At 56.6% G+C, this 21705-nt stretch carries 21 protein-coding genes, 1 tRNA gene and 1 pseudogene; 9 read left to right on the forward strand and 14 right to left on the reverse strand.

Translation table 11 applies throughout. The annotated features are described in order from the left end of the window. A pseudogene (locus RR877_RS07165) lies at nucleotides 1–695 on the forward strand (XRE family transcriptional regulator); the annotation flags it as partial. A gap of 24 nt (nucleotides 696–719) precedes the next feature. Next, nucleotides 720–1868, forward strand: a complete 1149-nt coding sequence (locus RR877_RS07170; protein WP_332627849.1) for a Na+/H+ antiporter NhaA — start codon at nucleotides 720–722, stop codon at nucleotides 1866–1868. Here RR877_RS07170 and mfd read toward each other — a convergent pair. From mfd to RR877_RS07190, 4 genes are read right to left on the reverse strand one after another with little or no spacing between them, the layout of a single operon-like run. After that, a complete protein-coding gene (mfd, locus tag RR877_RS07175) occupies nucleotides 1831–5424 on the reverse strand; it encodes a transcription-repair coupling factor (RefSeq protein WP_332627851.1) in 3594 nt (1197 codons plus the stop codon). The genes RR877_RS07170 and mfd overlap by 38 nt on opposite strands. An 18-nt stretch (nucleotides 5425–5442) precedes the next feature. Next, entirely contained in the window at nucleotides 5443–6561 is a 1119-nt protein-coding gene (locus RR877_RS07180; RefSeq protein ID WP_332551348.1) for a hypothetical protein, read from the reverse strand. 42 nt (nucleotides 6562–6603) lie between these two features. Next, nucleotides 6604–7185 (reverse strand): aminoacyl-tRNA hydrolase, encoded by a 582-nt coding sequence (gene pth / locus RR877_RS07185; RefSeq protein WP_332551349.1) that lies wholly within the window; start codon nucleotides 7183–7185, stop codon nucleotides 6604–6606. Nucleotides 7186–7193: 8 nt separating this feature from the next. Next, nucleotides 7194–7907, reverse strand: coding sequence for a 50S ribosomal protein L25/general stress protein Ctc (locus RR877_RS07190; RefSeq protein WP_332618711.1), 714 nt, complete (start codon nucleotides 7905–7907; stop codon nucleotides 7194–7196). Nucleotides 7908–8201: 294 nt separating this feature from the next. On the opposite strand from RR877_RS07190, the gene gndA reads away from it, so the two are divergent. The 3 genes from gndA to RR877_RS07205 are packed head-to-tail and all read left to right on the forward strand — an operon-like array spanning nucleotide 8202 to nucleotide 11488. Then, the gene (gene gndA, locus RR877_RS07195) at nucleotides 8202–9650 is read left to right on the forward strand and encodes an NADP-dependent phosphogluconate dehydrogenase (RefSeq protein WP_332551351.1); all 1449 of its coding nucleotides are present in this window, start codon (nucleotides 8202–8204) and stop codon (nucleotides 9648–9650) included. 42 nt (nucleotides 9651–9692) lie between these two features. Next, complete coding sequence (locus RR877_RS07200; protein WP_332618710.1) at nucleotides 9693–10637, forward strand: carbohydrate kinase; 945 nt, start codon at nucleotides 9693–9695, stop codon at nucleotides 10635–10637. 5 nt (nucleotides 10638–10642) lie between these two features. Continuing rightward, a complete protein-coding gene (locus tag RR877_RS07205; RefSeq protein WP_332618709.1) occupies nucleotides 10643–11488 on the forward strand; it encodes a hypothetical protein in 846 nt (281 codons plus the stop codon). Here the strand turns inward: RR877_RS07205 and RR877_RS07210 are convergent, their stop codons facing one another. The 5 genes from RR877_RS07210 to RR877_RS07230 form a co-directional block, all read right to left on the reverse strand. After that, on the reverse strand, nucleotides 11489–11887 hold the full coding sequence (locus tag RR877_RS07210) for a type II toxin-antitoxin system VapC family toxin (RefSeq protein WP_280796476.1): 399 nt from the start codon (nucleotides 11885–11887) through the stop codon (nucleotides 11489–11491). Further along, a complete protein-coding gene (vapB, locus tag RR877_RS07215) occupies nucleotides 11887–12129 on the reverse strand; it encodes a type II toxin-antitoxin system VapB family antitoxin (RefSeq protein ID WP_332551353.1) in 243 nt (80 codons plus the stop codon). Before vapB ends, RR877_RS07210 begins: the two co-directional genes overlap by 1 nt. A 148-nt stretch (nucleotides 12130–12277) precedes the next feature. Further along, complete coding sequence (locus tag RR877_RS07220; RefSeq protein ID WP_280796478.1) at nucleotides 12278–13255, reverse strand: ribose-phosphate diphosphokinase; 978 nt, start codon at nucleotides 13253–13255, stop codon at nucleotides 12278–12280. Nucleotides 13256–13294: 39 nt separating this feature from the next. Next, nucleotides 13295–14716 carry a bifunctional UDP-N-acetylglucosamine diphosphorylase/glucosamine-1-phosphate N-acetyltransferase GlmU gene (gene glmU / locus RR877_RS07225; RefSeq protein WP_332627853.1) on the reverse strand — a complete coding sequence of 474 codons (1422 nt, stop codon included), beginning with the start codon at nucleotides 14714–14716 and terminating at the stop codon, nucleotides 13295–13297. A 26-nt stretch (nucleotides 14717–14742) separates the two neighbouring features. Beyond that, nucleotides 14743–14813: transfer RNA gene (locus RR877_RS07230), tRNA-Gln, on the reverse strand. A gap of 66 nt (nucleotides 14814–14879) precedes the next feature. On the opposite strand from RR877_RS07230, the gene RR877_RS07235 reads away from it, so the two are divergent. The 4 genes from RR877_RS07235 (at nucleotide 14880) to RR877_RS07250 (ending at nucleotide 16489) form a co-directional block, all read left to right on the forward strand. Next, the gene (locus RR877_RS07235) at nucleotides 14880–15392 is read left to right on the forward strand and encodes a MarR family transcriptional regulator (protein ID WP_332551551.1); all 513 of its coding nucleotides are present in this window, start codon (nucleotides 14880–14882) and stop codon (nucleotides 15390–15392) included. Nucleotides 15393–15395: 3 nt separating this feature from the next. Further along, complete coding sequence (locus RR877_RS07240) at nucleotides 15396–15713, forward strand: hypothetical protein (protein ID WP_332551552.1); 318 nt, start codon at nucleotides 15396–15398, stop codon at nucleotides 15711–15713. Between the two features lie 93 nt (nucleotides 15714–15806). Further along, entirely contained in the window at nucleotides 15807–16118 is a 312-nt protein-coding gene (locus RR877_RS07245) for an AbrB/MazE/SpoVT family DNA-binding domain-containing protein (RefSeq protein ID WP_332551553.1), read from the forward strand. Further along, nucleotides 16115–16489: a type II toxin-antitoxin system VapC family toxin gene (locus tag RR877_RS07250; RefSeq protein WP_332551554.1), complete on the forward strand. Its 375-nt coding sequence runs from the start codon at nucleotides 16115–16117 to the stop codon at nucleotides 16487–16489. The genes RR877_RS07245 and RR877_RS07250 overlap by 4 nt, the downstream gene beginning before the upstream one ends. Here RR877_RS07250 and RR877_RS07255 read toward each other — a convergent pair whose 3' ends face one another. From RR877_RS07255 to RR877_RS07275, 5 genes are all read right to left on the reverse strand, one after another. After that, complete coding sequence (locus RR877_RS07255) at nucleotides 16490–18286, reverse strand: ABC-F family ATP-binding cassette domain-containing protein (protein ID WP_332627855.1); 1797 nt, start codon at nucleotides 18284–18286, stop codon at nucleotides 16490–16492. Next, on the reverse strand, nucleotides 18286–19224 hold the full coding sequence (locus tag RR877_RS07260; protein WP_280801093.1) for a 4-(cytidine 5'-diphospho)-2-C-methyl-D-erythritol kinase: 939 nt from the start codon (nucleotides 19222–19224) through the stop codon (nucleotides 18286–18288). The genes RR877_RS07255 and RR877_RS07260 overlap by 1 nt, the downstream gene beginning before the upstream one ends. 9 nt (nucleotides 19225–19233) lie before the next feature. Further along, nucleotides 19234–20070, reverse strand: coding sequence for a 16S rRNA (adenine(1518)-N(6)/adenine(1519)-N(6))-dimethyltransferase RsmA (gene rsmA / locus RR877_RS07265; RefSeq protein WP_332618705.1), 837 nt, complete (start codon nucleotides 20068–20070; stop codon nucleotides 19234–19236). After that, nucleotides 20067–20972, reverse strand: coding sequence for a TatD family hydrolase (locus RR877_RS07270; protein ID WP_277494786.1), 906 nt, complete (start codon nucleotides 20970–20972; stop codon nucleotides 20067–20069). The genes rsmA and RR877_RS07270 overlap by 4 nt, the downstream gene beginning before the upstream one ends. Nucleotides 20973–20985: 13 nt before the next feature. Continuing rightward, on the reverse strand, nucleotides 20986–21705 hold a 720-nt coding region (locus RR877_RS07275), incomplete at its 5' end, for a class I tRNA ligase family protein (protein ID WP_332627856.1).

The raw sequence follows: 21705 nt of genomic DNA on the forward strand, positions 1-21705 counted from the left end.
AGCAGCGCCTGGAGATCAACTACTTCGCCGCGGCCTGCCTCATGCCACGTTCACGGTCGGTGGCGTTCCTGCAGAATGCCAAGAAGGACCGCAATATTGCCATTGAAGACTTCCGCGACGCCTTTGGCGTGACACACGAAGCTGCAGCGTTGCGATTCACTAACCTTGCAACCGAACATCTTGGTCTGCGTACCCACTTCCTGCGCGTGAACCAGGGCGAGGGTATTTTTCGTGGCTATGCCAACGACGGTCTGCGCATCCCGGCAGACGCCAACGGGTCTATCGAAGGTCAGGTGGTCTGCCGGAAGTGGCCTGCACGTGTGGCATTTGAGCGCACCAACCGAACCAACGAGTTCTACCAATACACCGACACCCCGGGTGGAACCTTCTGGGACTCCACCCAGACCGGAACCGGTGAGAAGGAAGTCTTCTCGATTAGCGTCGGCGTTCCCTTCGACGACGCCAAGTGGTTCCGTGGACGCGACACAGACAACCGCGAAGTTTCCACCTGCCCCAATGAGAACTGCTGCAAGGTTCCCGCCGAAGATCTGACCAACCGCTGGTCAGGCAAGGCATGGCCCAGTGCGCGTATGCACGCGCACGTGCTCTCTCCCCTGCCGTCTGGAACCTTCCCCGGCGTGGATGACAACGAGCTCTTTGCCTTCCTCGAGCGCCACGCTAACGCCGGCGCCTAGGCTAGAACTATGGCCAGAGTCAGCATGCGCACAATTTTTCGATCCGAACGCTATGCCGCCATCTCGTTGGCCGCAGCTGCCGTTCTCGGTTTAGTACTGGCCAATTCTGTTGCCGCCCCTGGCCTGATCGAACTCTTCGCTAGCCACATCGGTCTTCCTGCACTCGAGCTCGACCTCAGCATCGGACACTGGGTGACCGACGGTCTTCTGGTCATCTTCTTCTTTATCGTGGCGGTCGAGCTCCGCCACGAACTCACCGTCGGAGAACTCAACTCGGTCAAACATGCATTGGCTCCGGGCATCGCCGCCGTGGGCGGTGTGGTTCTTCCTGCTGCGCTGTATCTCGCCATTGCTGGACCTGACTTTGCCCAAGGTTGGCCGATCCCCACGGCAACAGATATTGCCTTTGCGCTCGGTCTGATTGCTTTGGTGGGTCGCGGGCTTCCTGGACGTATTCGTGTCTTCTTGCTCGCCTTGGCCGTGCTCGATGACCTCATCGCGATTGTCATCATCGCGGTGTTCTTTAGTCACAGCATCGATTTCTTGGCCCTCGGCATGGCCGTTGTTGCGGTTTATCTGTTCCGATTTATTGGCTGCCAAGGTCGCATCAACAACGCAACTATTCGAACCACTTTGCTCATTATCGTTGCCCTCTTCGCCTGGTATTTCACGGTGCTCTCTGGCGTTCACGCCACCATTGCCGGTGTTGCCCTAGGTCTGGTGTTGAACCCCCGCCTCGCTCAGCAGGCAGCGCACGCACTGCAGCCGGTGACCAATGCGGTGATCTTGCCGCTGTTCGCCTTTGCCTCAGCTCTGGTGCTCATCCCCGCTGTCTCACCAACTGAACTCAGCCCTGCATTCTGGGGTATTGCTGTGGGACTACCCGTGGGCAAGATCATCGGCATCATGATTGCCGGCAGCATCGTGGCACTGATAGCCAAGCGTGGCGAGGCCACCGAGACACTCATTCGCGGCTGGGACTTGCTCACCGTCGCTGCCGTTGCCGGCATTGGGTTCACGGTGTCACTGCTCATGAATGAGCTAGCTTTTGCCGGCAATGACGCTATCCGCGATGAGGGCGTGCTGGCAGTACTGGTCGGATCAGCAGTTGCGATCGCGGTTGGTGGCAGTTTGGTTAGCTGGCGCTCTCGCCACTATCGGAAGCAGCACTAACTTCAGGTTTTGCTAGCGGGAAGATGGCATCGAGTAGATTGCCGGTCCAGGCAATGAGATCCGCATCTTCTGGCAGGGGCACCGTTATAACCCGAGCAGCTGGAACATACTTCGCTCCCGGATACATCCTGGCCAGTCTCACCTGAATCGAGTCGGGTAGATCTGCAGGAGTAATGCGCAGGTTAGAGCCCATGACGACGACTTCACTCAGGCTCGACTGGTGAGCACGTCGTCGCAAGCGTGAGATGGAGATGAGGTTGTGCACCTGAGCAGGAGGCTCACCATAGCGGTCGGTAAGTTCTTCCAGGACCTGATCTATCTGCTCTTCACGAGAAAGCGGGCCACTAGCCACAGAGAGCTTTTGATAGGCCTCAAGGCGCAGTCGTTCACTGTCGACGTAGTCGTCAGGGATGCGCGCATCGACGGGAAGCTCGAGGCGAAGCTCCGTCTGGCCTTCGGCGACGTCGCCGCGGAAGGCTGAGACGGCTTCGCCAATCATGCGCAGGTAGAGGTCAAAGCCCACGCCAGCGATGTGGCCAGACTGTTCCCCGCCGAGTAGGTTTCCTGCTCCACGAATCTCAAGGTCTTTGAGCGCAATCTGAATACCCGAGCCCAGCTCGTTATTCATCGCGAGCGCGTTGAGACGATCGTGAGCTGTTTCGCTCAGTGGCGTGGTCTCGTCATAGAAGAGATAGGCATAGGCGCGTTCGCGCCCACGGCCCACGCGACCACGAAGCTGGTGGAGTTGGCTCAGTCCATACTTATCTGCCCTGTCCACAATCAAGGTGTTGGCATTGGCAATGTCAAGACCGGTCTCGATGATGGTGGTGGAGACCAACACGTCAAACTTGCGTTCCCAGAAGTCGATAATGACTTGCTCAAGCTGGTGCTCAGTGAGCTGACCGTGAGCAACACCCACGCGTGCTTCGGGAACGAGCTCTGCAATCTGCGCAGCAACCCGGTTGATGCTGGAGACACGGTTGTGAACGAAGAACACCTGACCTTCACGCAGAATCTCGCGACGAATAGCGGCAGCTGCCTGCTTCTCTGAATAGGGACCCACGAAGGTGAGGATGGGATGACGATCTTCTGGCGGGGTGGCCAGGGTAGACATTTCTCGAATGCCCGTGACGGCCATTTCGAGCGTGCGAGGGATGGGCGTGGCACTCATGGCCAGAATGTCGACATTGGTCTTGAGTTTCTTCAGTGCATCCTTGTGCTCCACACCAAAGCGCTGCTCTTCATCGATGATGACGAGCCCTAAGTCTTTGAAAGTGACGCCTTGCGCCAAGAGACGGTGGGTTCCAATGACCACGTCGACGGTGCCATCAGCCATGCCCGCCAAGGTTTCCTTGGCTTCCTTATCTGTTTGGAAGCGGCTGAGAGCTCGCAAGTGAACAGGGAATCCCGCGAAGCGTTCTTGGAAGGTCTCAAAGTGTTGCTTCACCAGCAGCGTGGTGGGCACCAAGATGGCTACTTGCTTGCCATCTTGTACTGCCTTGAACGCTGCGCGAACCGCGATCTCTGTCTTACCAAAGCCCACGTCACCCGAGATGAGGCGGTCCATGGGGATGGCTCGCTCCATGTCTGCTTTGACTTCATCGATGGTGGTGAGCTGATCTACGGTCTCGACATAGGGGAAGGCTTCTTCGAGCTCGCGTTGCCACGGCGTATCGGGGCTGAAAGAGAATCCTCGGCTGGCCATGCGCGCGCTATAGAGCTTGACCAGTTCAACGGCAATGTCGCGAACAGCTTTACGGGCCTTGGACTTTGCCTGACCCCAGTCGCTGCCACCCATCTTGGACAGGGCAGGTGCTTCCCCGCCCACATAACGTGTGAGCTGGTCGAGCTGATCGGTGGGGACATAGAGCTTGTCGCCGGGATAGCCGCGCTTGCTGGGGGCATATTCAATGACGAGGTATTCACGGGTGGTCTTCACGGCATTACGACCACCGGAGGACACCTCGCGCTGAACGAGCTCGAGGAACTTACCAATACCGTGAGTCTCGTGAACCACGATGTCGCCTGCTTCAAGCTTGAGCGGATCCACCACATTCTTGCGGCGGCTCGCCAACTTGCGTGGTGCTCGGGCGTCATAACCGGCAGCACGGCCATAGAACTCTGCCTCAGAGATGACAGCTAGCTTGGCTTCCTCAAGCTCGAAGCCAGCCTCCACCGAGGCCTGAACGAGATATGCCACCGCAGGTTCGAGCTCGCCAGGAAGCTCCGCGACCATGCGCGCAGCAAGGTTACGTTCAGAAAGAACCTGTCCTGCTCGTTCAACAAGACCATGGCCTTCGGCCGCCACAATGACGGTCCAGTCCTGTTTGAGCAGAGCCTCCACGTGATCAACAGCACCATCCACATTGCCCGCAAACGTGGGCACAGCTTTGGCGTGGATGCGAATCGCCAAGATCTCATCGAGATCGAGTTCTTCCGGCAACGGTTCTGATGCATCAGGTCCGTGCTGGAATGCACTGAATGTCCACCAAGCACCACCGGAATAATGTGTGCGCAGTTCTGTCACGGTGAGGAAGTCACCGGCCGAGAGGTCAATCGGTGACTGTGCTCCAGCACTGGCGGCATTCCATGCCGCATGCAGGAATTCTCGGTTGGTCTCAGTGAGGTTAATCGCACGCGTGGCAATGCGCTCAGGAGAAAGCAGCGCAACCGCAGCGCCTTGAGGAAGGTAGTTCGTGATGGGAACCAGGCGATCCACGAGTGCAGGAGTCAACGACTCCATACCCTCCACGGCAATACCTTCGGCAATCTTGGAGAGCATCTGGTTGATGCCCGGGAACTCGTGTTCCATTTCCCGGGCACGTTGACGAACCGGTGCGGTCAGCAGAAGTTCACGGCTCGGTGGCAAAGCAATGTTCGGAATGTCACCGTCCAGCGATCGCTGGTCGGCAACAGAGAAAGCCCGAATGGAATCCACTTCATCACCGAAGAAGTCCACACGAATGGGGTGGTCGGCAACAGGTGGGAACACATCCAAGATGCCACCGCGCACGGCAAACTCTCCACGGCGGGTGACCATGTCCACGCGCACATATGCGAGATCAACCAGCTGGGCCGCAATGGCCATCAAGTCATTGCCCCTGCTTCCCACGTTCAATGCAATGGGTTCCACGTCTCCGAGGTTGTCAGCAATGGGCTGCAGAGCACCACGGACAGAGGTGATCAAGACAAGAGGGTGGGAACCATCCCAGTCACGCATCTGGCGCAGGGCTTCGAAACGGCGACCGACGATTTCAGGGCTGGGTGACAAGCGCTCATGAGGAAGCGTTTCCCACGCTGGGAAGTCACAGAGCTGGGCATGGGGCATCAAGCTTGAGAGTGCAGCGGCCAGTCGTTCTGCCTCACGGTTGGTGGCGGTGACCGCCAGTACCGCAGGTGGCAGTCCTGCCGAGATACGTGCGTCAATCAGTGCCGAGAGAAGCGGGGCATTGAGGCCTTCAACGACGGAGAAATCAGCATCTTTGTTGGCGTAGCTGAGGGCGTCAGCGATATTTGGGGTGCGCGAAAGGGCGCGCGAAAGCCCCTGAAATACCATGAGGTTAGTCTAGGGCGCTCACCAGAGTGTGGCAGCCTCAGCGAGCTGCTCTGCTGTGCAGTTTCGAGTGTAAGCACCGGTGCTGTAGCCCAATTTCACGATTGTGGCACAGTCTGCCATCCACTCCACCGGCATTGAACCGGTCTGACCTGGCACAAGAGCGTTGTAGGCGGTCATGATGGAAGGGCCGTATTTCCACCACTGCCGAGCGTGGGCGGCTTCGTGCACGAGTACTGACACACCAACACTGTTGGAGTAACGCTCAGTTAATGAGCTATCCAGCGTGATAGGGACACGATCGGTATTGGAACCGTTGAGATTAACCGTGGCAAACCCGCAGAGATAAACATTGGCGCCAAACTGTCTGGCACACATTCCGTTATCCCAGACGACATAAGAGTTGGGAGCAAGTGCGGTGACATACGCTTCCGCACTAAACCCTTGTGTGACCGGTGCCGCTGCCGCCGCTGTGACGGGAGGAGCTGGAGCTGTGGGGGTTGTTGAACCACCGGTTTGTTCAAGAGTCTGCGCTTGAGCTGCACGACGTGCTGCTGCCGCAGCCTGAGCAGCAGCAGCAGCTTCGGCAGCTGCCTGTTCTGCCGCAATGCGATCCTGTTCCGCTTGCCACGCAGCTTGAGCTGCTTGAACATTTTGAATGCCACCGCCAAGCGCCATCACTGCTTTGACCAGAGCATCAACACTGGTGGTGTCACTGTCTTGCACTTCTTGAGCGCGCAGCTGCTGGCCATAAGGCCACAACACATCCAGTGGTGCTGGGGTCTTGAGGGACGAGACAGATGCCTTGAGTTTGACCAGCTGTGCTTTCTGGAGCTTGAGTGTTTGTTGTGCCTGAGTAATGGACTTCTCAAGTGCTTGGCGCGATGCTTCGTCGAGAACCTTGCCACTGGAATCCTTGAGGATGTTCTGGGCATTCGTAATGGCCAGTTCCAGATCCGCAGCACGCTGCGTGACCGCCGTGACCTTCTCATTTCCTGAGGCCAGGGTGTCAAACAGCACTGCTTGGGCGCTTTGTTGCGTGGTGACGTAGTTTGTTCCCACCACAACGGCAGTGCTGATGACCAGCACTGTGCTGACTGCCAGTGCGGCAATCATCTGAACTCGTGGTGAAAACTTCACGGCTTAAGGGTATCCAGAAGAAGCTTTAAGCCTGCTGAGAGCTTAGGCAGGGGAATTGAAACGCTGTTGAGCGGCAAGGATGCCCTCTTCTGCGATGGTTTCCACTGCATCAGTGGCGTGAGCCAAGACGTGAGGCAAAATCTCTCGTTCGGACGAGTTGAAGTTCGACAGCACAAAGTCAGCGGCATCCTGACGTCCGGGAGGACGTCCAATGCCAATGCGCACACGATTGAATTCATTGGTGCCGATGGCAGCGATGATGTCGCGCAGTCCGTTGTGACCACCGTGGCCACCGTTGCTCTTGAGTCGGATCACATCGAAGCCGATGTCGAGCTCGTCGTGCAGAACGATCAAGTTGGCGGGTTCAACGCCATAGAACTTCAGCAGGTTAGCTACTGGGCCACCCGAGAGATTCATAAAAGTATTGGGCTTGGCAATGACGAGCTTGGGGCCTCCGGGGCGCACCCAACCTTCTGCTACCAAGGCATTAGCTTTGTGTGACTTGAACGTCGCACCGATGTCGCTGGCTAACTGCGACACAGCCATCTGGCCCACGTTGTGGCGATGACCGGCGTAGTCGGGCCCGGGGTTACCGAGCCCGACTACAAGCCAGGTTGTGCTCAATTGAGTGATTACTCAGCAGCCTCAGCTGCAGCAGCTGCACCGGAGAGCTCAGCGTCAGCGAGTGCTTTTGCCTTCTCTGCTTCGTGCTGCTCAGCGTGAATTTCTGCCTTGTGCTCTGCGTGAGCTGCTTCGTCAGCGAGCTCAGCTGCCAGCTCTTCGCCTGACTCTGCAGAATCCTTAGCCGATGCTGCGTGAACGTGAACAACGAGGCGAGTGGACTCACCATCGATGGTTGCGTCTGCAGGAAGGTCGAGGTCTGCGAAGGTCACCTTGAAGCCAGGAGCCTTGCCATCGATGTTGATCTCGATGAACTCTGGGATGTGAGTTGCTTCTGCGAGGAGAGGAACAGCCTTAGCGTCAAGCTCGAGAACTGCACCAGCCTGCTGAGTTCCCACGATGTGAAGAGGAACGTTAACAACGACCTTCTCACCCTTGGTAACAACAACGAGGTCAATGTGCTCGATGATCTGACGTACGGGGTCCTTCTGAACATCCTTCACGAGAGTCAGCTGGCTCTTGCCATCGATCTGCAGGTCGAGGATTGCGTTCTTCTTGCGGAGAAGAAGAGTTACCTGACGAGCAGGAACTGCAACGTGAATGACCTCTGCACCGTGACCGTAAACAACAGCAGGGATCTGACCTGCAACACGGAGACGGCGAGCAAAGCCCTTACCGAACTGGGTACGTACCTCTGCGGGTACCTTGTTATCAACTTCAGCCATGATGGCCTCCTTATCTAGAGGCCGTGGCCTCAATCGTTATTTCAACTCGAACGCATGTCAGCGTGAGGAAACGGCGAGAGCCACATTCCACCGCGTCGATAACGGATATCCAAGAGATATCCCTCGCCGAAGTACCTCTTTACTGTAGCGGGAAAGGCGTAACAGCGCGAAATCGGGCAAAAAGAGCAATCTGTGGTCGGGTACGATTGAACAAGAGACGTAATTCATTATGAGACGACTGAATACCTCTTACTTTTCCCATTTTTTCTTTTCTTTCAGCTAGGAGACGCATTCGTGAGCGCGAAGGCAAACATCGGAGTCGTTGGACTCGCCGTTATGGGTTCAAACTTGGCACGCAACCTCGCCAGCCGCGAAGGCAACACTGTTGCCGTCTACAACCGCTCTTTTGCTCGCACCGAGCAGCTCATCACCGAACACCCCGAAGCAGGCTTCATCGCTTCTGAGACCATCGATGACTTCGTTGCGTCACTAGCCAAGCCACGCACCGCCATCATCATGGTTCAGGCCGGCGCCGGAACCGACGCTGTGATCAGCCAGCTCACTGAGCGTTTTGAACCAGGTGACATCATCGTTGACGGTGGTAACGCACTCTTCACTGACACTCTTCGCCGCGAAGCTGCTATCTCCCCCACTGGCATTCACTTCGTTGGTGCCGGTATTTCCGGTGGTGAAGAGGGCGCGCTCAAGGGTCCCAGCATCATGCCTGGTGGATCTGCCGAGTCTTACAAGACTCTTGGCCCCATTCTTTCTTCCATTGCAGCTGTTGCTGAGGGCGAACCTTGTGTAACGCACGTGGGCACCGACGGTGCTGGTCACTTCGTGAAGATGATTCACAATGGTATTGAATACGCAGACATGCAGCTCATTGCAGAGGCTTATGACCTGCTGCGCAACATCGGTGGCTTCTCTCCTGCCGAGATCGCAGACATCTTCACCGAATGGAACAAGGGCGAGCTCGAGTCCTACCTCATCGAAATCACCGCTGAGGTTCTCAAGCAGGTTGACGCCAAGACTGGCAAGCCACTGGTTGACGTCATCCTTGACGAGGCTGGCTCGAAGGGCACCGGCGTCTGGACCGTTCAGACCTCGCTGAACTTGGGCGTTCCTGTCTCCGGTATCGCTGAAGCCGTATTCGCTCGTTCGCTATCTTCTCAGCGCGCACAGCGCGACGCTGCCAATAACCTTCCTGCAGACACCGTGGACTACAACGTTGCAGACAAGGCAGCATTCGTTGAAGACGTACGCCGCGCACTCTACGCATCGAAGATTGTTGCCTACGCACAGGGCTTCGACGCGATTCGCGCCGGTGCTAAGGAATACAACTGGAACATCGACTTGGGCGCTGTGTCCAAGATCTGGCGCGGTGGTTGCATCATTCGTGCACAGTTCCTCAACCGCATTGCTGAGGCCTACGGCAAGGACGCAAACCTGCTGTCCCTCCTGCTTGATGGCTACTTCACCGACGCTGTTGCCAAGTCACTGGGCGCATGGCGTCGAATCGTGGCTGGCGCATCACTGGCTGGATACCCCATCCCCGCATTCGCTTCCTCGCTGTCCTACTACGACGGTCTGCGTGCTGAGCGTCTTCCTGCTTCTGTTGTTCAGGGTCAGCGTGACTTCTTCGGTGCTCACACCTACAAGCGCATTGATATGCCTGGCACCTTCCACACCCTGTGGTCTGGTGACCGCACCGAAATTGAAGCTGAGCCCAGCACCCACTAATCCGATTGCGGGAATTCCCTCCCCCGCTCAAAGGAGACATCCATGAGTGATCGCATTGTGGTCATCGGTGAGGCACTGATTGACCTCATCCAGCAAGCAGATGGCAGCTACCAGGCAAAGCCTGGTGGTGCTCCAGCAAATGTGTCTATTGCCCTGGCTCGCTTAGGCGCCAACGTCAGCTTCGCTGGCCGTATGAGCAACGACAAGTTCGGCCAGAAGCTCCACGACTGGCTTTCTCCAGAGAAGATTGACCTCTCCCTAGTTGAGCGCACCAGCGACCCCACGTCCCTTGCTGTGGCATCCCTGGATGACCAGGGGAAGGCTAGCTACAGCTTCTATCTCAAGGGAACAGCAGACTGGGGCTGGACCCTGGGTGCTTTCGTTCACCTCGAGGTGGAGCCCCCAGCAGCTCTCGTGATTGGTTCCGTCGCTACTGCGATTGAACCCGGTGCTTCGGTGATTGAGAACCTCGCTGGTCACCTGCACTCTACTGAGAACTCCACTGTCATCATTGACCTCAATATCCGCCCAGGCCTCGGCTTTGAGCGCGAGAACGAGACGGTGCGCGTGGAGCGTCAGATCAAGCTCGCACATATCGTGAAGGCATCTGACGATGACCTGGCCTGGCTCTACCCCGACCGCTCCCCTGTTGACACCGCACGCCTGTGGGCTAGCGCAGGTCACCACGTGATCATGACTCGTGGTGCTGATGGCGCAACCCTATTCACCCCCACCGGTGACACCGTCAGCGTGAAAGCTCCTGTGATTGAACTCGTCGACACCGTTGGTGCTGGTGACTCTTTCCTCGGCGCAACTCTCTATGGCCTTCAGCAGCGTGGTGCACTCGGCGGTAACGCTGAAGAACTCCTGAGCAAAGTCACCCTGGATGAGTGGATTGACCTGCTCACACTTGCAGCTGAGGTTGGCGCTATCACCTGTTCACGTGCAGGGTGTAACCCACCCACGCTCGCCGAACTAGGCTTGTAAACCTGATGCTGACCACCCAAGTTCTGATTACCCAGGGCATCCTGCTCGGGTGCGTGCTGTTGGGCTGGTTCGCCGGTGGCCTCATTCACAAGTTCGCCGATAAGCGCTTCACAGAAGGTGACCTCAAAGGTCACGAACTTGGTCGCCTCTCCGACACACTTGCCTTTGTTGGTGGCGCGGTAGGTATTCTGCTGGGTCTGCTGCTCAGCTTTGCTGTTGCTGACTTTGATGCCACTAAAGGCAGCATCCAGTCCATGGGACGCACGAGCCTCACCATTTTCTCTGCCACAGAATCCTTAGCAGAGGAGCAGCGAGTTGAGATTCGCCGCGATGTGGCATGCGCATTGCGTTCGAGTGTGAATAACGACTGGGAGGCCATCGGCAACGGCGACCGCGGTGGGTCACCCATTACTACTGAATGGCTCCTCAAACTGAATTCAGATGTTGCACATGCAGATTTGAGCACAATTCAGCAACAGCAGAATTTTCCAATCCTGGCATCTAGTGTTGCAGAGCTGACAAGTGCACGTGAAGAACTAGTCATGGGCAACTCTGCTCTGATTCCTTTTGTGGTCTGGCTCGTGATCTATTTCTCAGCCTTTGTCATGACGGCACTTCTGGCCATGCATTTGGCAGACCGTAAGCTCCTTGCGCGCATCTCTGCAGCAATGTCGTGGGGCATGCTGGCGGTTATCCTCTTTGCACTCACCGTGCTGGATGCACCGCTCGCACCCGTCTTAGGAACTCCAACGCTGGAGCCACTTCCTCTTCAGGAGACACTGCAGGTCCTCGAAGAGTCTTTCCCGCACAGCACTATATGGGCAGACTGCCCGCCTTCAGCGAAAAACTAACTAGCTCAACCAGTTCTCTACGCGAAGTCCGGGAACGCGTTCAAATTCACGAACATTTGCAGTAATTAGAGTGAGTTTTCGGGCTCGAGCTTGGCCTGCTATGCACACATCAAATGGGCCAATAGGCGTCCCTGCACGTCGTAATTCGGCGCGAAGCATTCCAGTTTCAAACGCGTCTGCTGCAGTAAATTCGAAGATAGGGAAAATGCTCAACAAAGATTTCGTCTTGATCAAATTTGGTTCAATGTGAGTTGATCGGGCCACTCCGTAATACATCTCCATCACTGCGATGGAAGAAACACCCGAATCTGACATCACAGATTGAACACGCTCAGCAAGTTCAAGATCACCGTGACGGTCAAGATGAATAAGGATGTTCGTATCAAAGAGGTAACCCACTATTCGAATATCCCTTCTTCGTCTTCAGGCATGGGGGGCTGATCCCTGTCAACCATGAAGTCCGAAGTGAAATGTGGACCGGTTTGAATCCAGGCAACGAGACTTTGCCCCTTAGGGGCAATAACTCGGGTTTCACCCTGAATGAAAATGTCTACCTCGGTTACTTCTAAAGGAAACGCGACGTCCTTGGGTAACCGCACCGCTTGGGTTGTGTTGTTGTAGAAGATTTTGCTTGAAGTCATCAGCTTCTCCTTGTATATGTTGTAAGTATATACAAGCTCTTGTGTCATCACCATAGGCACAAAATACGTAACCCGTGCATGACAAATACCTCTGAACTTCAGAGCGGTTGAAATCCCCAGTCCAGAGAGGACTGTGAAGAACTAGTGCTTAGGCAGCGCCATCGAACATCGAGGTGACAGAACCCTCTTCGAATACTTCGTGAATAGCGCTAGCCAATAGCGGCGCAATGGGAAGAATAGTGAGCTTCTCGAAGCGCTTCTCTTCAGGAACGGGAAGAGTGTCAGTGACGACAACAGCGCTGATGAACTCAGACTGCAGAATCTCGCATGCAGGATCTGAGAAGACTGCGTGGGTGGCGGCAACGACAACACCGATAGCACCATTGGCAACAAGAGCTTCGGCTGCCTTCACGATGGTGCGACCGGTGTCGATCATGTCGTCAACGAGGAGACAGACCCGGCCAGAAACTTCACCTACGATTTCGTGGACGGTGACCTGGTTGTGAACCTTAGGGTCACGACGCTTGTGAATGATGGCCAGAGGAGCACCGAGCTTCTCACTCCAGATGTCCGCAACGCGAACGCGGCCCATATCTGGTGACACCACGGTCAATGTTGCCGGGTCCAGCTGGGCACGGAAGTGCTCCAGCAGAACAGGCATCGCGAAGAGGTGGTCCACTGGGCCATCGAAGAAGCCCTGGATCTGTGCTGCGTGAAGGTCAACGCTCATGATGCGGTCTGCGCCAGCAGTCTTGAACAGGTCAGCCATCAGACGAGCAGAGATGGGCTCGCGGCCACGGCCCTTCTTGTCTTGACGAGCGTAGGGGTAGAAGGGGGCAACAACGGTGATGCGCTTGGCTGATGCACGCTTGAGTGCATCAATCATGATCAACGTCTCCATCACCCATTCGTTGATGGGAGCAGTGTGAGACTGAACCACGAAGACATCAGCGCCACGAACGCTGTCGTCATAACGGGCATAGATTTCACCGTTGGCGAAGGTGCGCAGATCAGTACCCGAGACATGAGTCTTCAGCTCTGCAGCAACGTCAGTCGCCAGCTGAGGGTGAGCACGTCCACTCACAATTACGAGCTTCTTCTTTGTCGGCACTGATAGTTCGGACACTGAAGGCCTTTCGGGTGGGGTGACTCGTAATGGAGGGTGTTACTTGGCCTCGTCAGCAGCCTTGGCTGCTGCGGTGCCGGGACGGTTGGCTTGAACCCAGCCGTCCATATTGCGCTGGGGAGCAACATTAATGGCGAGAGCACCAGCTGGGACATCCTTACGGATGACTGCACCGGCGCCACTATATGCTCCATCGCCAATACTAATTGGCGCAACGAACGTGTTGTGAGAGCCAGTTCTCACGTGAGAACCCACGGTGGTGTGGCTCTTGGTCACGCCGTCGTAGTTAGCGAAGATGGTGCCCGCACCAATGTTGCTTTCTTCACCGATGGTGGCATCTCCCACGTAGGACAGGTGAGGAACCTTGCTGCCCTTGCCGATGCGTGCATTTTTCGTCTCAACGAAAGTGCCGATCTTGCCGGAGGCTTCGAGGTAGGTTCCTGGGCGCAGGTAAGAGAAAGGGCCAACCGAAGCACCAGCACCGATGACCGACAAAGTCGCATCGGTGCGCTTGATCACAGCACCCTCGCCCACCTCAGTGTCGAGCAGGGTGGTGTCAGGGCCGATCACAGCACCGGTCTCCACCACAGTTGCACCGAGGAGCTGCGTTCCTGGCTTGATCTCCACATCAGGAGCGAGCTGAACCTGGATATCGATCCACGTAGAAGCAGGGTCGGTGATGGTCACACCGGCAAGCTGCCAGCCGCGCACAATCAAACCGTTGAGCAGACCTGCAGCACGAGAAAGCTGTGCACGGTCGTTGATTCCTTCGACCTTCCAGGAGTCCAAGATTTCAACGGCAGCAACAGTTGCCCCAGCCTGGCGAAGCAGACCAATCACATCGGTAATGTATTTCTCACCCTGAGCGTTGTCGAGAGTGAGGTTGCTCAACTGCGCACGAAGCTCAGGAGCTGAGAAGACATAAATACCGGCGTTGATTTCCTTGATGGCCAGTTCATCCTGGTTGGCGTCCTTGTGCTCAACGAGCTTCTCCAAGTTGCCATCTACAGAACGAATCACACGACCGTAACCGGTGGCGTCATCGAGGATGGTCGAGAGCACCGTTGCTGCTGCCTGTGCATCACGGTGCTGGTTGATCAAACCCTGCAGGGTTTCTGCATCCAGCAGAGGAACGTCACCGTTGACCACAAGCACGTCACCGGCGAAGCCCGCAGGGAGAGCTGCAACAGCGAGCTCTACAGCGCGGCCAGTGCCGGGAACTTCGTCCTGGTCCACAATGATGCTCTCGGGCAGGTCAACTTCAATGACCTCCACCAAGCGATCACGTTCGTGACGAACGACGGAGACGACGTGTGCAGCGTTCAGTTCGCGAGCTGTTGCGAGAACGTGGGAGACGACAGAAACTCCACCGAGCTTGTGGAGAAGCTTGGGAGTGGAGCTCTTCATGCGAGTACCTTGACCAGCTGCAAGAACCACGATGGCTAGTTGTGCGTCGGTCACTCACTTCTCCAATTTTTGATCCGGAGCTCCGCCACCAGGATTCGAACCTAGACCAACAGATCCAAAGACTGTTGTGCTGCCTTTACACTATGGCGGAATATGGATTCTCTTTGAGGAAACCCACAAGTACAGTCTGCCAGATTCCAACAGGGATAATGGATGCATGGCACCTGAGAATGACGAAGTCGACCGCATTGTGCAGTCGTGGAAGCGCGAGCGCCCCGATCTCGACTTTTCTCCCCTGCAGGTTCTCTCTCGCGTAGGCCGTCTAGCAAAGATGTTGGACCGCGCCCGCAAGGACGCTTTCCACAAATCCAAGCTGGAATCGTGGGAGTTTGATGTTCTCGCGGCACTGCGCCGAGAAGGCTCTCCCTATCAACTGAGCCCCAAGGCACTCTTGCAGCAGACCTTGGTTTCGAGTGGAACCATGACAAACCGCATCGACCGTCTGGTCGACAGCGGTTTGGTGGTTCGCCGCGAAGACCCCAATGACGGCCGTGGCGTTCTGGTTGAGATGACCGCCGCCGGGCTCACCCGCGTTGACGCAGCTATTACTCGTTTGGTTGATGCAGAGGCTCTACTCCTGGCATCCCTGTCACGCAGTGAGCAGACCCGCTTGGCAGAGTCCCTACGTCGCCTCAGCATCGACGTGGACACACAAGACTCTGCGGAGTAACCCATGGCGAAGCAGCGAACGTTCTGGCCTCATGAAAAGCCAGGCAAAGTAGCACTCCGGTTTGCTGTCGCCGCTTTTCTGCTGTGGCTGGTGCTCCCCATGATCACCAGCGCATTCCGTGAAACGGTTCCCCTAACAGACACCTGGGTCATGCCCTTCATTGGCGTGGTGGGAGTGGGCATTGCAGCAGCAGTGAATCTCTTTACTTATGTGTTCAACAGACAGCGTTCTGTCATGAACCTCATTGCGATGTCGCTCACGGTGGCATTCACCGTGTTCACGGCAACGTTCCTTATCGGTGAAGGTCTCGCAGGGGTTTAGTTCCGCTTTATCCCCGGGACTGAAAAGTTCCCTGTTTTCCACAGCCTGAGCCGATACTGTTCCCGGAGCTAAGTGCATCCTTATTCTGAGCTCATGACGACACAAACTTTTCTAGCGCCCGCCCCACAAAAGTGGGAAGATATTGACATGAGTGACACCTACAAAGTTCAAGTGGGAGATAAAGGCCGTGTGGTTATCCCCTCCGAAATCCGCGCCCGCCACAATTGGGAGCCGGGCACCGAACTCATCTTGGTTGAATCTGAAGACGGCGTGAGAATCACCACCCAAAAAGAAGGTTTGGCAAAGCTCCGAGGAATCCTTAAAGATTCCGGTTACTCGGTAGATCAATTCATTTCAGAAAAGCGCGCAGAGGCCAAACTCGAAGATGAAAGCTTGGGACTGTGACACAGCTGCCATTATTCGACACATCTGCACTGCTGGCTTTTATCTATGAAGAGCCTGGCTCAGACAACGTTGAACTACATCTTTCAGATGGCGGAATGATCAGTGCAGTCAATTGGTCAGAACTTGGTCAAAAAATTCTTCACCACAACCTGGGCTGGGCAAACATTAGCCAACAGCTCAAGGCTGTGGGGCTCATCGTCCAGCCCGTAACCGAAGAAGATGCCGAAGGTGCTGCGCTTCTGTGGGAAGCAGGAGATGGCTTATCAATCGCAGATCGCTTGTGCCTGAGCATGGGTCAACGGCTGGGAGTTCCCATCATCACTGCAGATAAAGCTTGGGCAAAGTTTGCCGGAGTAACAGTAATTAGATAGCTAGTGCCCGAGAAGATCGCTCAGTTCTAACCAGCGCATCTCGAGATCAGCAATCGTGCCCTCGCACTTGCTGATCTGTGCGGCGTATTCGCCGAGACCGACATAGTCGTTCTGATCGTGAGCGGCCATCTTGGCGTGAATCTCAGCAACATCTGCCTGCTGCTTGGCAATCTTGCGCTCGATGGAACCGAATTCCTTCTCCGCGTTGCGCAGCTCAGCACCAGCCAGCTTGGGCACGGGCTTATTCATTGTTGCGGTGGCCTGAGCGGTGACAGAAATGCTCGGTGCGGCCATCTGCTTGGCACGAAGAGCCAAGTATTGGTCAACGCCGTTGGGCAGGTGGGTGAAGTGGCCTTCGAGCACGGCGTATTGGTTATCTGTGATGCGCTCAAGCAGGTAACGGTCGTGCGAGATGACGAGCAGGGTTCCTGGCCAGGTGTCGAGGAGGTCTTCCATGGCGACCAACATGTCGGTGTCGAGGTCGTTGGTGGGCTCATCCAAGATCAGCACGTTGGGCTCGTCGAGCAGAATCAACAGCAGCTGCAAGCGACGCTTCTGACCACCGGAGAGGTCCTTCACCGGAGTCGACAATTGCGCTGAGGTGAAGCCCAGGCGCTCCAAGAGCTGGCCAGGAGTCATCTCTTTGCCGCCAACGGAGTAGGTGGTGCGCTTCTCGGCAACAACAGCGCTCACACGCATGTCCTGCACGGCGGTGAGTTCATCGAGTTGCTGAGTCAGGGTCGCGATCTTGACGGTCTTGCCGCGCTTCACACGACCAGAGCTGGGTTCAACCTGGCCAGAGACAAGTCCAAGCAGGGTCGACTTTCCAGCACCGTTCACACCAAGAATTCCTGTGCGCTCACCAGGCGCAATACGCCAGGTGACATCGCGCAGAACCTGCTTCTCGCCATAGTTGATTGAGACATCCTCAAGATCCACAACGTCCTTACCCAACCGCTGCATGGCCATCGAGGAAAGTTGGATGGCGTCGCGAACAGGTGGCTCATCTGCGATGAGCGCGTTCGCGGCTTCAATACGGAACTTGGGCTTAGCAGTTCGAGCAGGAGCTCCACGGCGCAACCACGCCAGTTCCTTCTTCATGAGGTTCTGACGCTTAGCCTCGCTGACCGCAGCCATGCGGTCACGTTCCACGCGCTGAAGTACATAGGCGGCATAGCCGCCCTCGAACGGCTCCAAGATGCGGTCGTGGACTTCCCAGGTGTCGGTGGAAACCTCATCGAGGAACCAACGGTCGTGGGTTACGACCAAGAGACCACCTTGGCCATTGGGCCAGCGCTTCTTGAGGTGACCGGCAAGCCAAGAAATACCTTCCACGTCAAGGTGGTTGGTGGGCTCATCCAAGAAGATGACATCCCAGTCACCGGTGAGCAGAGCAGCAAGAGCAACGCGGCGACGCTGACCGCCGGAAAGATCGCCCACTTTGGCATCCCAGGGGATATCGGTGACAAGTCCGGTGAGAACATCGCGAACCTTGGGATCACCTGCCCAGACGTGTTCTTCAATACCGCCGACAATAGCCTCGCCCACGGTGAGGTTGCCATCAACCTCATCCGACTGGTCGAGCATGCCCAGGGTGATGCCACCACGACGAGTGACGCGGCCAGAGTCTGGTTCGAGGCGTCCGGCAAGAATCTTCATCAACGTGGACTTTCCGTCACCGTTGCGACCGACGACACCAATACGGTCACCATCGTTGAGTCCCACTGTGATGCCGTCGAAGATGACGCGCGTGGGGAATTCGAGGTGGAGGTTCTCTCCACCGAGCAAGTGAGCCATTAGTCGTTCACTACTCGAGCGCCGTGCACGGGGCCCGATACGCGCAGCACATGATGACCGGCAGCACTGAGGGTGACTTGAAGATCAATAGCTGCCTCAGCATCCTCAGCGAGGAAGGCCAGGGTGGGACCAGAGCCCGAGACGATGCCGGCCAGAGCACCACTCTTCTCACCGAGTTCCAGGATGTCCACAAGTGAAGGCTGGAGGTGAAGGGCAGGAGCCTGCAGGTCATTACTCAAAGCGTCTGCCAGCATGACGGGGTCACCTGCACGCAGCGCCTGGAGAACCGCAGTGTCAACGGTGGGCGACTGTGGTGCGGGCTTGATGTCGGCAATGTGACGTTCACGGTGGGCATCGAGCTCGCCATAGACAGCAGGAGTGCTCAGGCCAAAGTCAGCAGGGACAAGAACCCACTCAAAGTGTTCGTGGCTGGTGAGCACGGGGCTCAGGCGATCTCCACGTCCTGTACCAATGGCTGTGCCACCCATCAGTGCGAAGGGAACATCAGCACCGAGTTCGGCTGCGAGCTTCAACAAAGCATCTTTACCCAGGTTGGTTCCCCACAGTGCATCACAGGCAACGAGAGCACCCGCAGCATCTGCTGAGCCACCACCCATGCCACCGGCAATGGGAACGTTCTTCTGGATTTCGAGGCGAACACCGCCGCGATACTTCGCCTTACGTGCAAGCAGTTGCGCTGCCTTGATGGCCAAGTTGGAGGCATCGAGCGGAACACCACTCAGGTCAAAGTCACCGGTGAAGGAGACAGAGAAATCGTCTGCTGGATACGCACGGATTTCTTCATAGAGGCTGACGGCTTGATAGGTGGTTGCCACATCGTGGTAACCGTCTTCCATCACAGCGCCAACAGCGAGCGAGACATTGATCTTGCCGGGGGCTCGAACGTGAACCACCTCGCGTGCACCAGTCTCGGTCATAATTCCAAACTAGCCGGCGTTGGCGATAGACACGAATTGAGCAATGTTCAGCTGCTCACCGCGCAGCGTGGGATCAATCCCTGCACGCTCCAGCAACTCGGTTGCAGCAGCACTCGACCCACACAAATCAGAGAGTGCCTGGCGCAGCATCTTGCGACGCTGACCGAATGCGCCATCGATGATGTCGAAGGTACGGCGACGAAGGGCTTCGTCACCTGGCTGAACTGCATCACGTTCAAACCCAACCAACACCGAGTCCACATTCGGAACAGGCCAGAACACCTGACGGCTGACAGTGCCAGCAATACGCCACTTGCCATACCAGGCTGCTTTGGCACTGGGGCCGCCATAAATCTTGGAACCGGGCTCTGCTGCAAGACGGTGACCCACTTCTGCCTGCACCATCACCACACCCGAGCGAATGCTGGGGAAGTGCTCTAGGAAGTGCAGTAACACAGGAACGGAGACGTTATAGGGAAGATTCGCAACCAGGCGCGTGGGCTTATCGGGGAGCTCCATGATCTTCATGGCGTCTTCGTGGATGACGGTGAGCTTGGCGTCCGGAGCCATCTCGGCAAAGGTCGCCGGCAGCTGCGCTGCGAGGCGGCCATCAATCTCGACCGCAACCAGGGAAGCTCCGGCTTCCACGATGCCCAGGCTCAGAGAGCCTAGGCCTGGCCCAATCTCCACGACCGAGTCCCCGGCTTCAACGTGAGCAACCTTGACGATCTTGCGCACGGTGTTGGCGTCAATAACGAAGTTCTGACCAAGTTTTTTGGTGGGGGTGACATCCAGCAGTTCTGCCAGGTCACGAATCTCGGCGGGGCCGAGCAGCTTCACACTCATTCGACGAGCCCGTCTGCCCACGAGCCATAAACCTTCTCGGTATTGAAGGCGATCTGTGCACACAGATCACCCAGGTCATCTCCCAACACCTCTGCCATCGCACGAACGGTGTGAGGAGTCATATAGGGAGCGTTGGGACGACCACGGAACGGTGTGGGCGTGAGGAACGGTGCATCAGTTTCAACCAACACCAGTTCACGAGGAATCACCTTGAGAGCTTCGCGCAGTTCTTCGTTCTTCTTGAAGGTGATGGTGCCCGAGAAGGACAAGTACCAGCCGTTGTCGGCAGCAATCTTCGCCATGGCGGAATCGCCGGAGAAGCAGTGGAACACTGTCTTCTCTGGCGCACCGACTCGAAGCAGGGTCTCAATCACGTCATCGTGCGCATCACGGTCATGAATTTGCATCGCGATGGAATGCTTCTTGGCAATCTCGATGTGAGCTTCAAAAGAGCGACGCTGAGCAGCCAGACCTTCAGGTCCCGTGCGGAAGAAGTCGAGACCGGTCTCCCCCACCGCGCGGGTGCGAGGCCAGGAGGCGAGGTCGTCAATAACTGCCAGAGCGTCATCGAGTGTGCCGGCTTCTTCATAGCGAGGAGCTTCGTTGGGGTGAATGGCAACGGCAGCCAGCATGCGAGGTTCTGCTGCGGCGACAGAGGCAGACCACTTCGAGGTCTCCACGTCACCACCAACCTGAATCACACCGACGATGCCGACTTCAGCAGCACGTTCGAGGTGCTCGTGGTAATCAATGGGCTGCTCACCATCAGAAATCTCAAGGTGAGTGTGGTTGTCATAGACCGCAACCGGGAGTGGCTCGGGCAATGGAGGGTAAGACAAGTCACGCTTCTGGCCGTGCTCGGCTGTGGTGTCGCGCTGACGAATATATGCCGATTCGGTCATATTGGTTTTCCGACTACTCGGCGGAGGACTCAATACGGGGGAAGAGAGCTTCGAGAGCACCCACGGTGGTGCCAATGGGAACCTGGTTCCACTTTCCTGCCTCGCGAATGGGCTGAGCAGTGAGAGCGCCAAGGCTGGGTTCCACGTTCAGAGCAGACCACAACTTCTGGGTTGCCTGAGGCATGAAGGGAGACAGCAAAAGAGCAAGTGCACGAAGACCCTCGGTAGCCGTGTTGAGCACCGTGGCGAGACGACCAGCATTCGCGGGATCCTTAGCCAACGCCCAGGGCTCCTGCTCAGTGATGTAGCCGTTGAGAGCATCAACGATGGTCCAGATGGAGGTCACTGCGTCGTGGATTGCCAGACGCTCAATAGCAGCGTCTGCTTCCACAGCAGCTGCGGCAACAACATCTGCGATGGCCTTGTCTGAAGGTGTCAGTTCGCCTGCAGCAGGAACAACACCGTCGAAGTAACGAGTGACCATAGCCAAAGTGCGAGAAGCGAGGTTTCCGAAACCGTTCGCCAGTTCTGCCTGGTAACGAGCAGAGAGGTCTTCCCAGCTGAACGAGCCGTCCTGGCCGAAGCTGATAGCACTCATGAAGTAGTAGCGGAACGCATCCGAACCGAAGGTGTCGGTGATGTCGTTCGGTGCAATACCGGTGAGCTTGGACTTGGACATCTTCTCGCCACCGACGAGAAGCCAGCCGTGACCATAAACCTGGTGAGGAACCTC

Origin of the sequence: Aurantimicrobium sp., from assembly GCF_036667855.1 — a bacterium.
GTDB lineage: Bacteria > Actinomycetota > Actinomycetes > Actinomycetales > Microbacteriaceae > Aurantimicrobium.

Bases quoted from the DNA above. Each gene is read 5' to 3' on its own strand.
- RR877_RS07170 (WP_332627849.1), top strand. From the start codon at position 720: ATGCGCACAATTTTTCGATCCGAACGCTATGCCGCCATCTCGTTGGCC.
- mfd (WP_332627851.1), bottom strand. From the start codon at position 5,424: ATGGTATTTCAGGGGCTTTCGCGCGCCCTTTCGCGCACCCCAAATATC.
- RR877_RS07190 (WP_332618711.1), bottom strand. From the start codon at position 7,907: ATGGCTGAAGTTGATAACAAGGTACCCGCAGAGGTACGTACCCAGTTC.
- RR877_RS07200 (WP_332618710.1), top strand. From the start codon at position 9,693: ATGAGTGATCGCATTGTGGTCATCGGTGAGGCACTGATTGACCTCATC.
- RR877_RS07205 (WP_332618709.1), top strand. From the start codon at position 10,643: ATGCTGACCACCCAAGTTCTGATTACCCAGGGCATCCTGCTCGGGTGC.
- vapB (WP_332551353.1), bottom strand. From the start codon at position 12,129: ATGACTTCAAGCAAAATCTTCTACAACAACACAACCCAAGCGGTGCGG.
- RR877_RS07235 (WP_332551551.1), top strand. From the start codon at position 14,880: ATGGCACCTGAGAATGACGAAGTCGACCGCATTGTGCAGTCGTGGAAG.
- RR877_RS07240 (WP_332551552.1), top strand. From the start codon at position 15,396: ATGGCGAAGCAGCGAACGTTCTGGCCTCATGAAAAGCCAGGCAAAGTA.
- RR877_RS07245 (WP_332551553.1), top strand. From the start codon at position 15,807: ATGACGACACAAACTTTTCTAGCGCCCGCCCCACAAAAGTGGGAAGAT.
- RR877_RS07255 (WP_332627855.1), bottom strand. From the start codon at position 18,286: ATGGCTCACTTGCTCGGTGGAGAGAACCTCCACCTCGAATTCCCCACG.
- RR877_RS07260 (WP_280801093.1), bottom strand. From the start codon at position 19,224: ATGACCGAGACTGGTGCACGCGAGGTGGTTCACGTTCGAGCCCCCGGC.
- rsmA (WP_332618705.1), bottom strand. From the start codon at position 20,070: ATGAGTGTGAAGCTGCTCGGCCCCGCCGAGATTCGTGACCTGGCAGAA.
- RR877_RS07270 (WP_277494786.1), bottom strand. From the start codon at position 20,972: ATGACCGAATCGGCATATATTCGTCAGCGCGACACCACAGCCGAGCAC.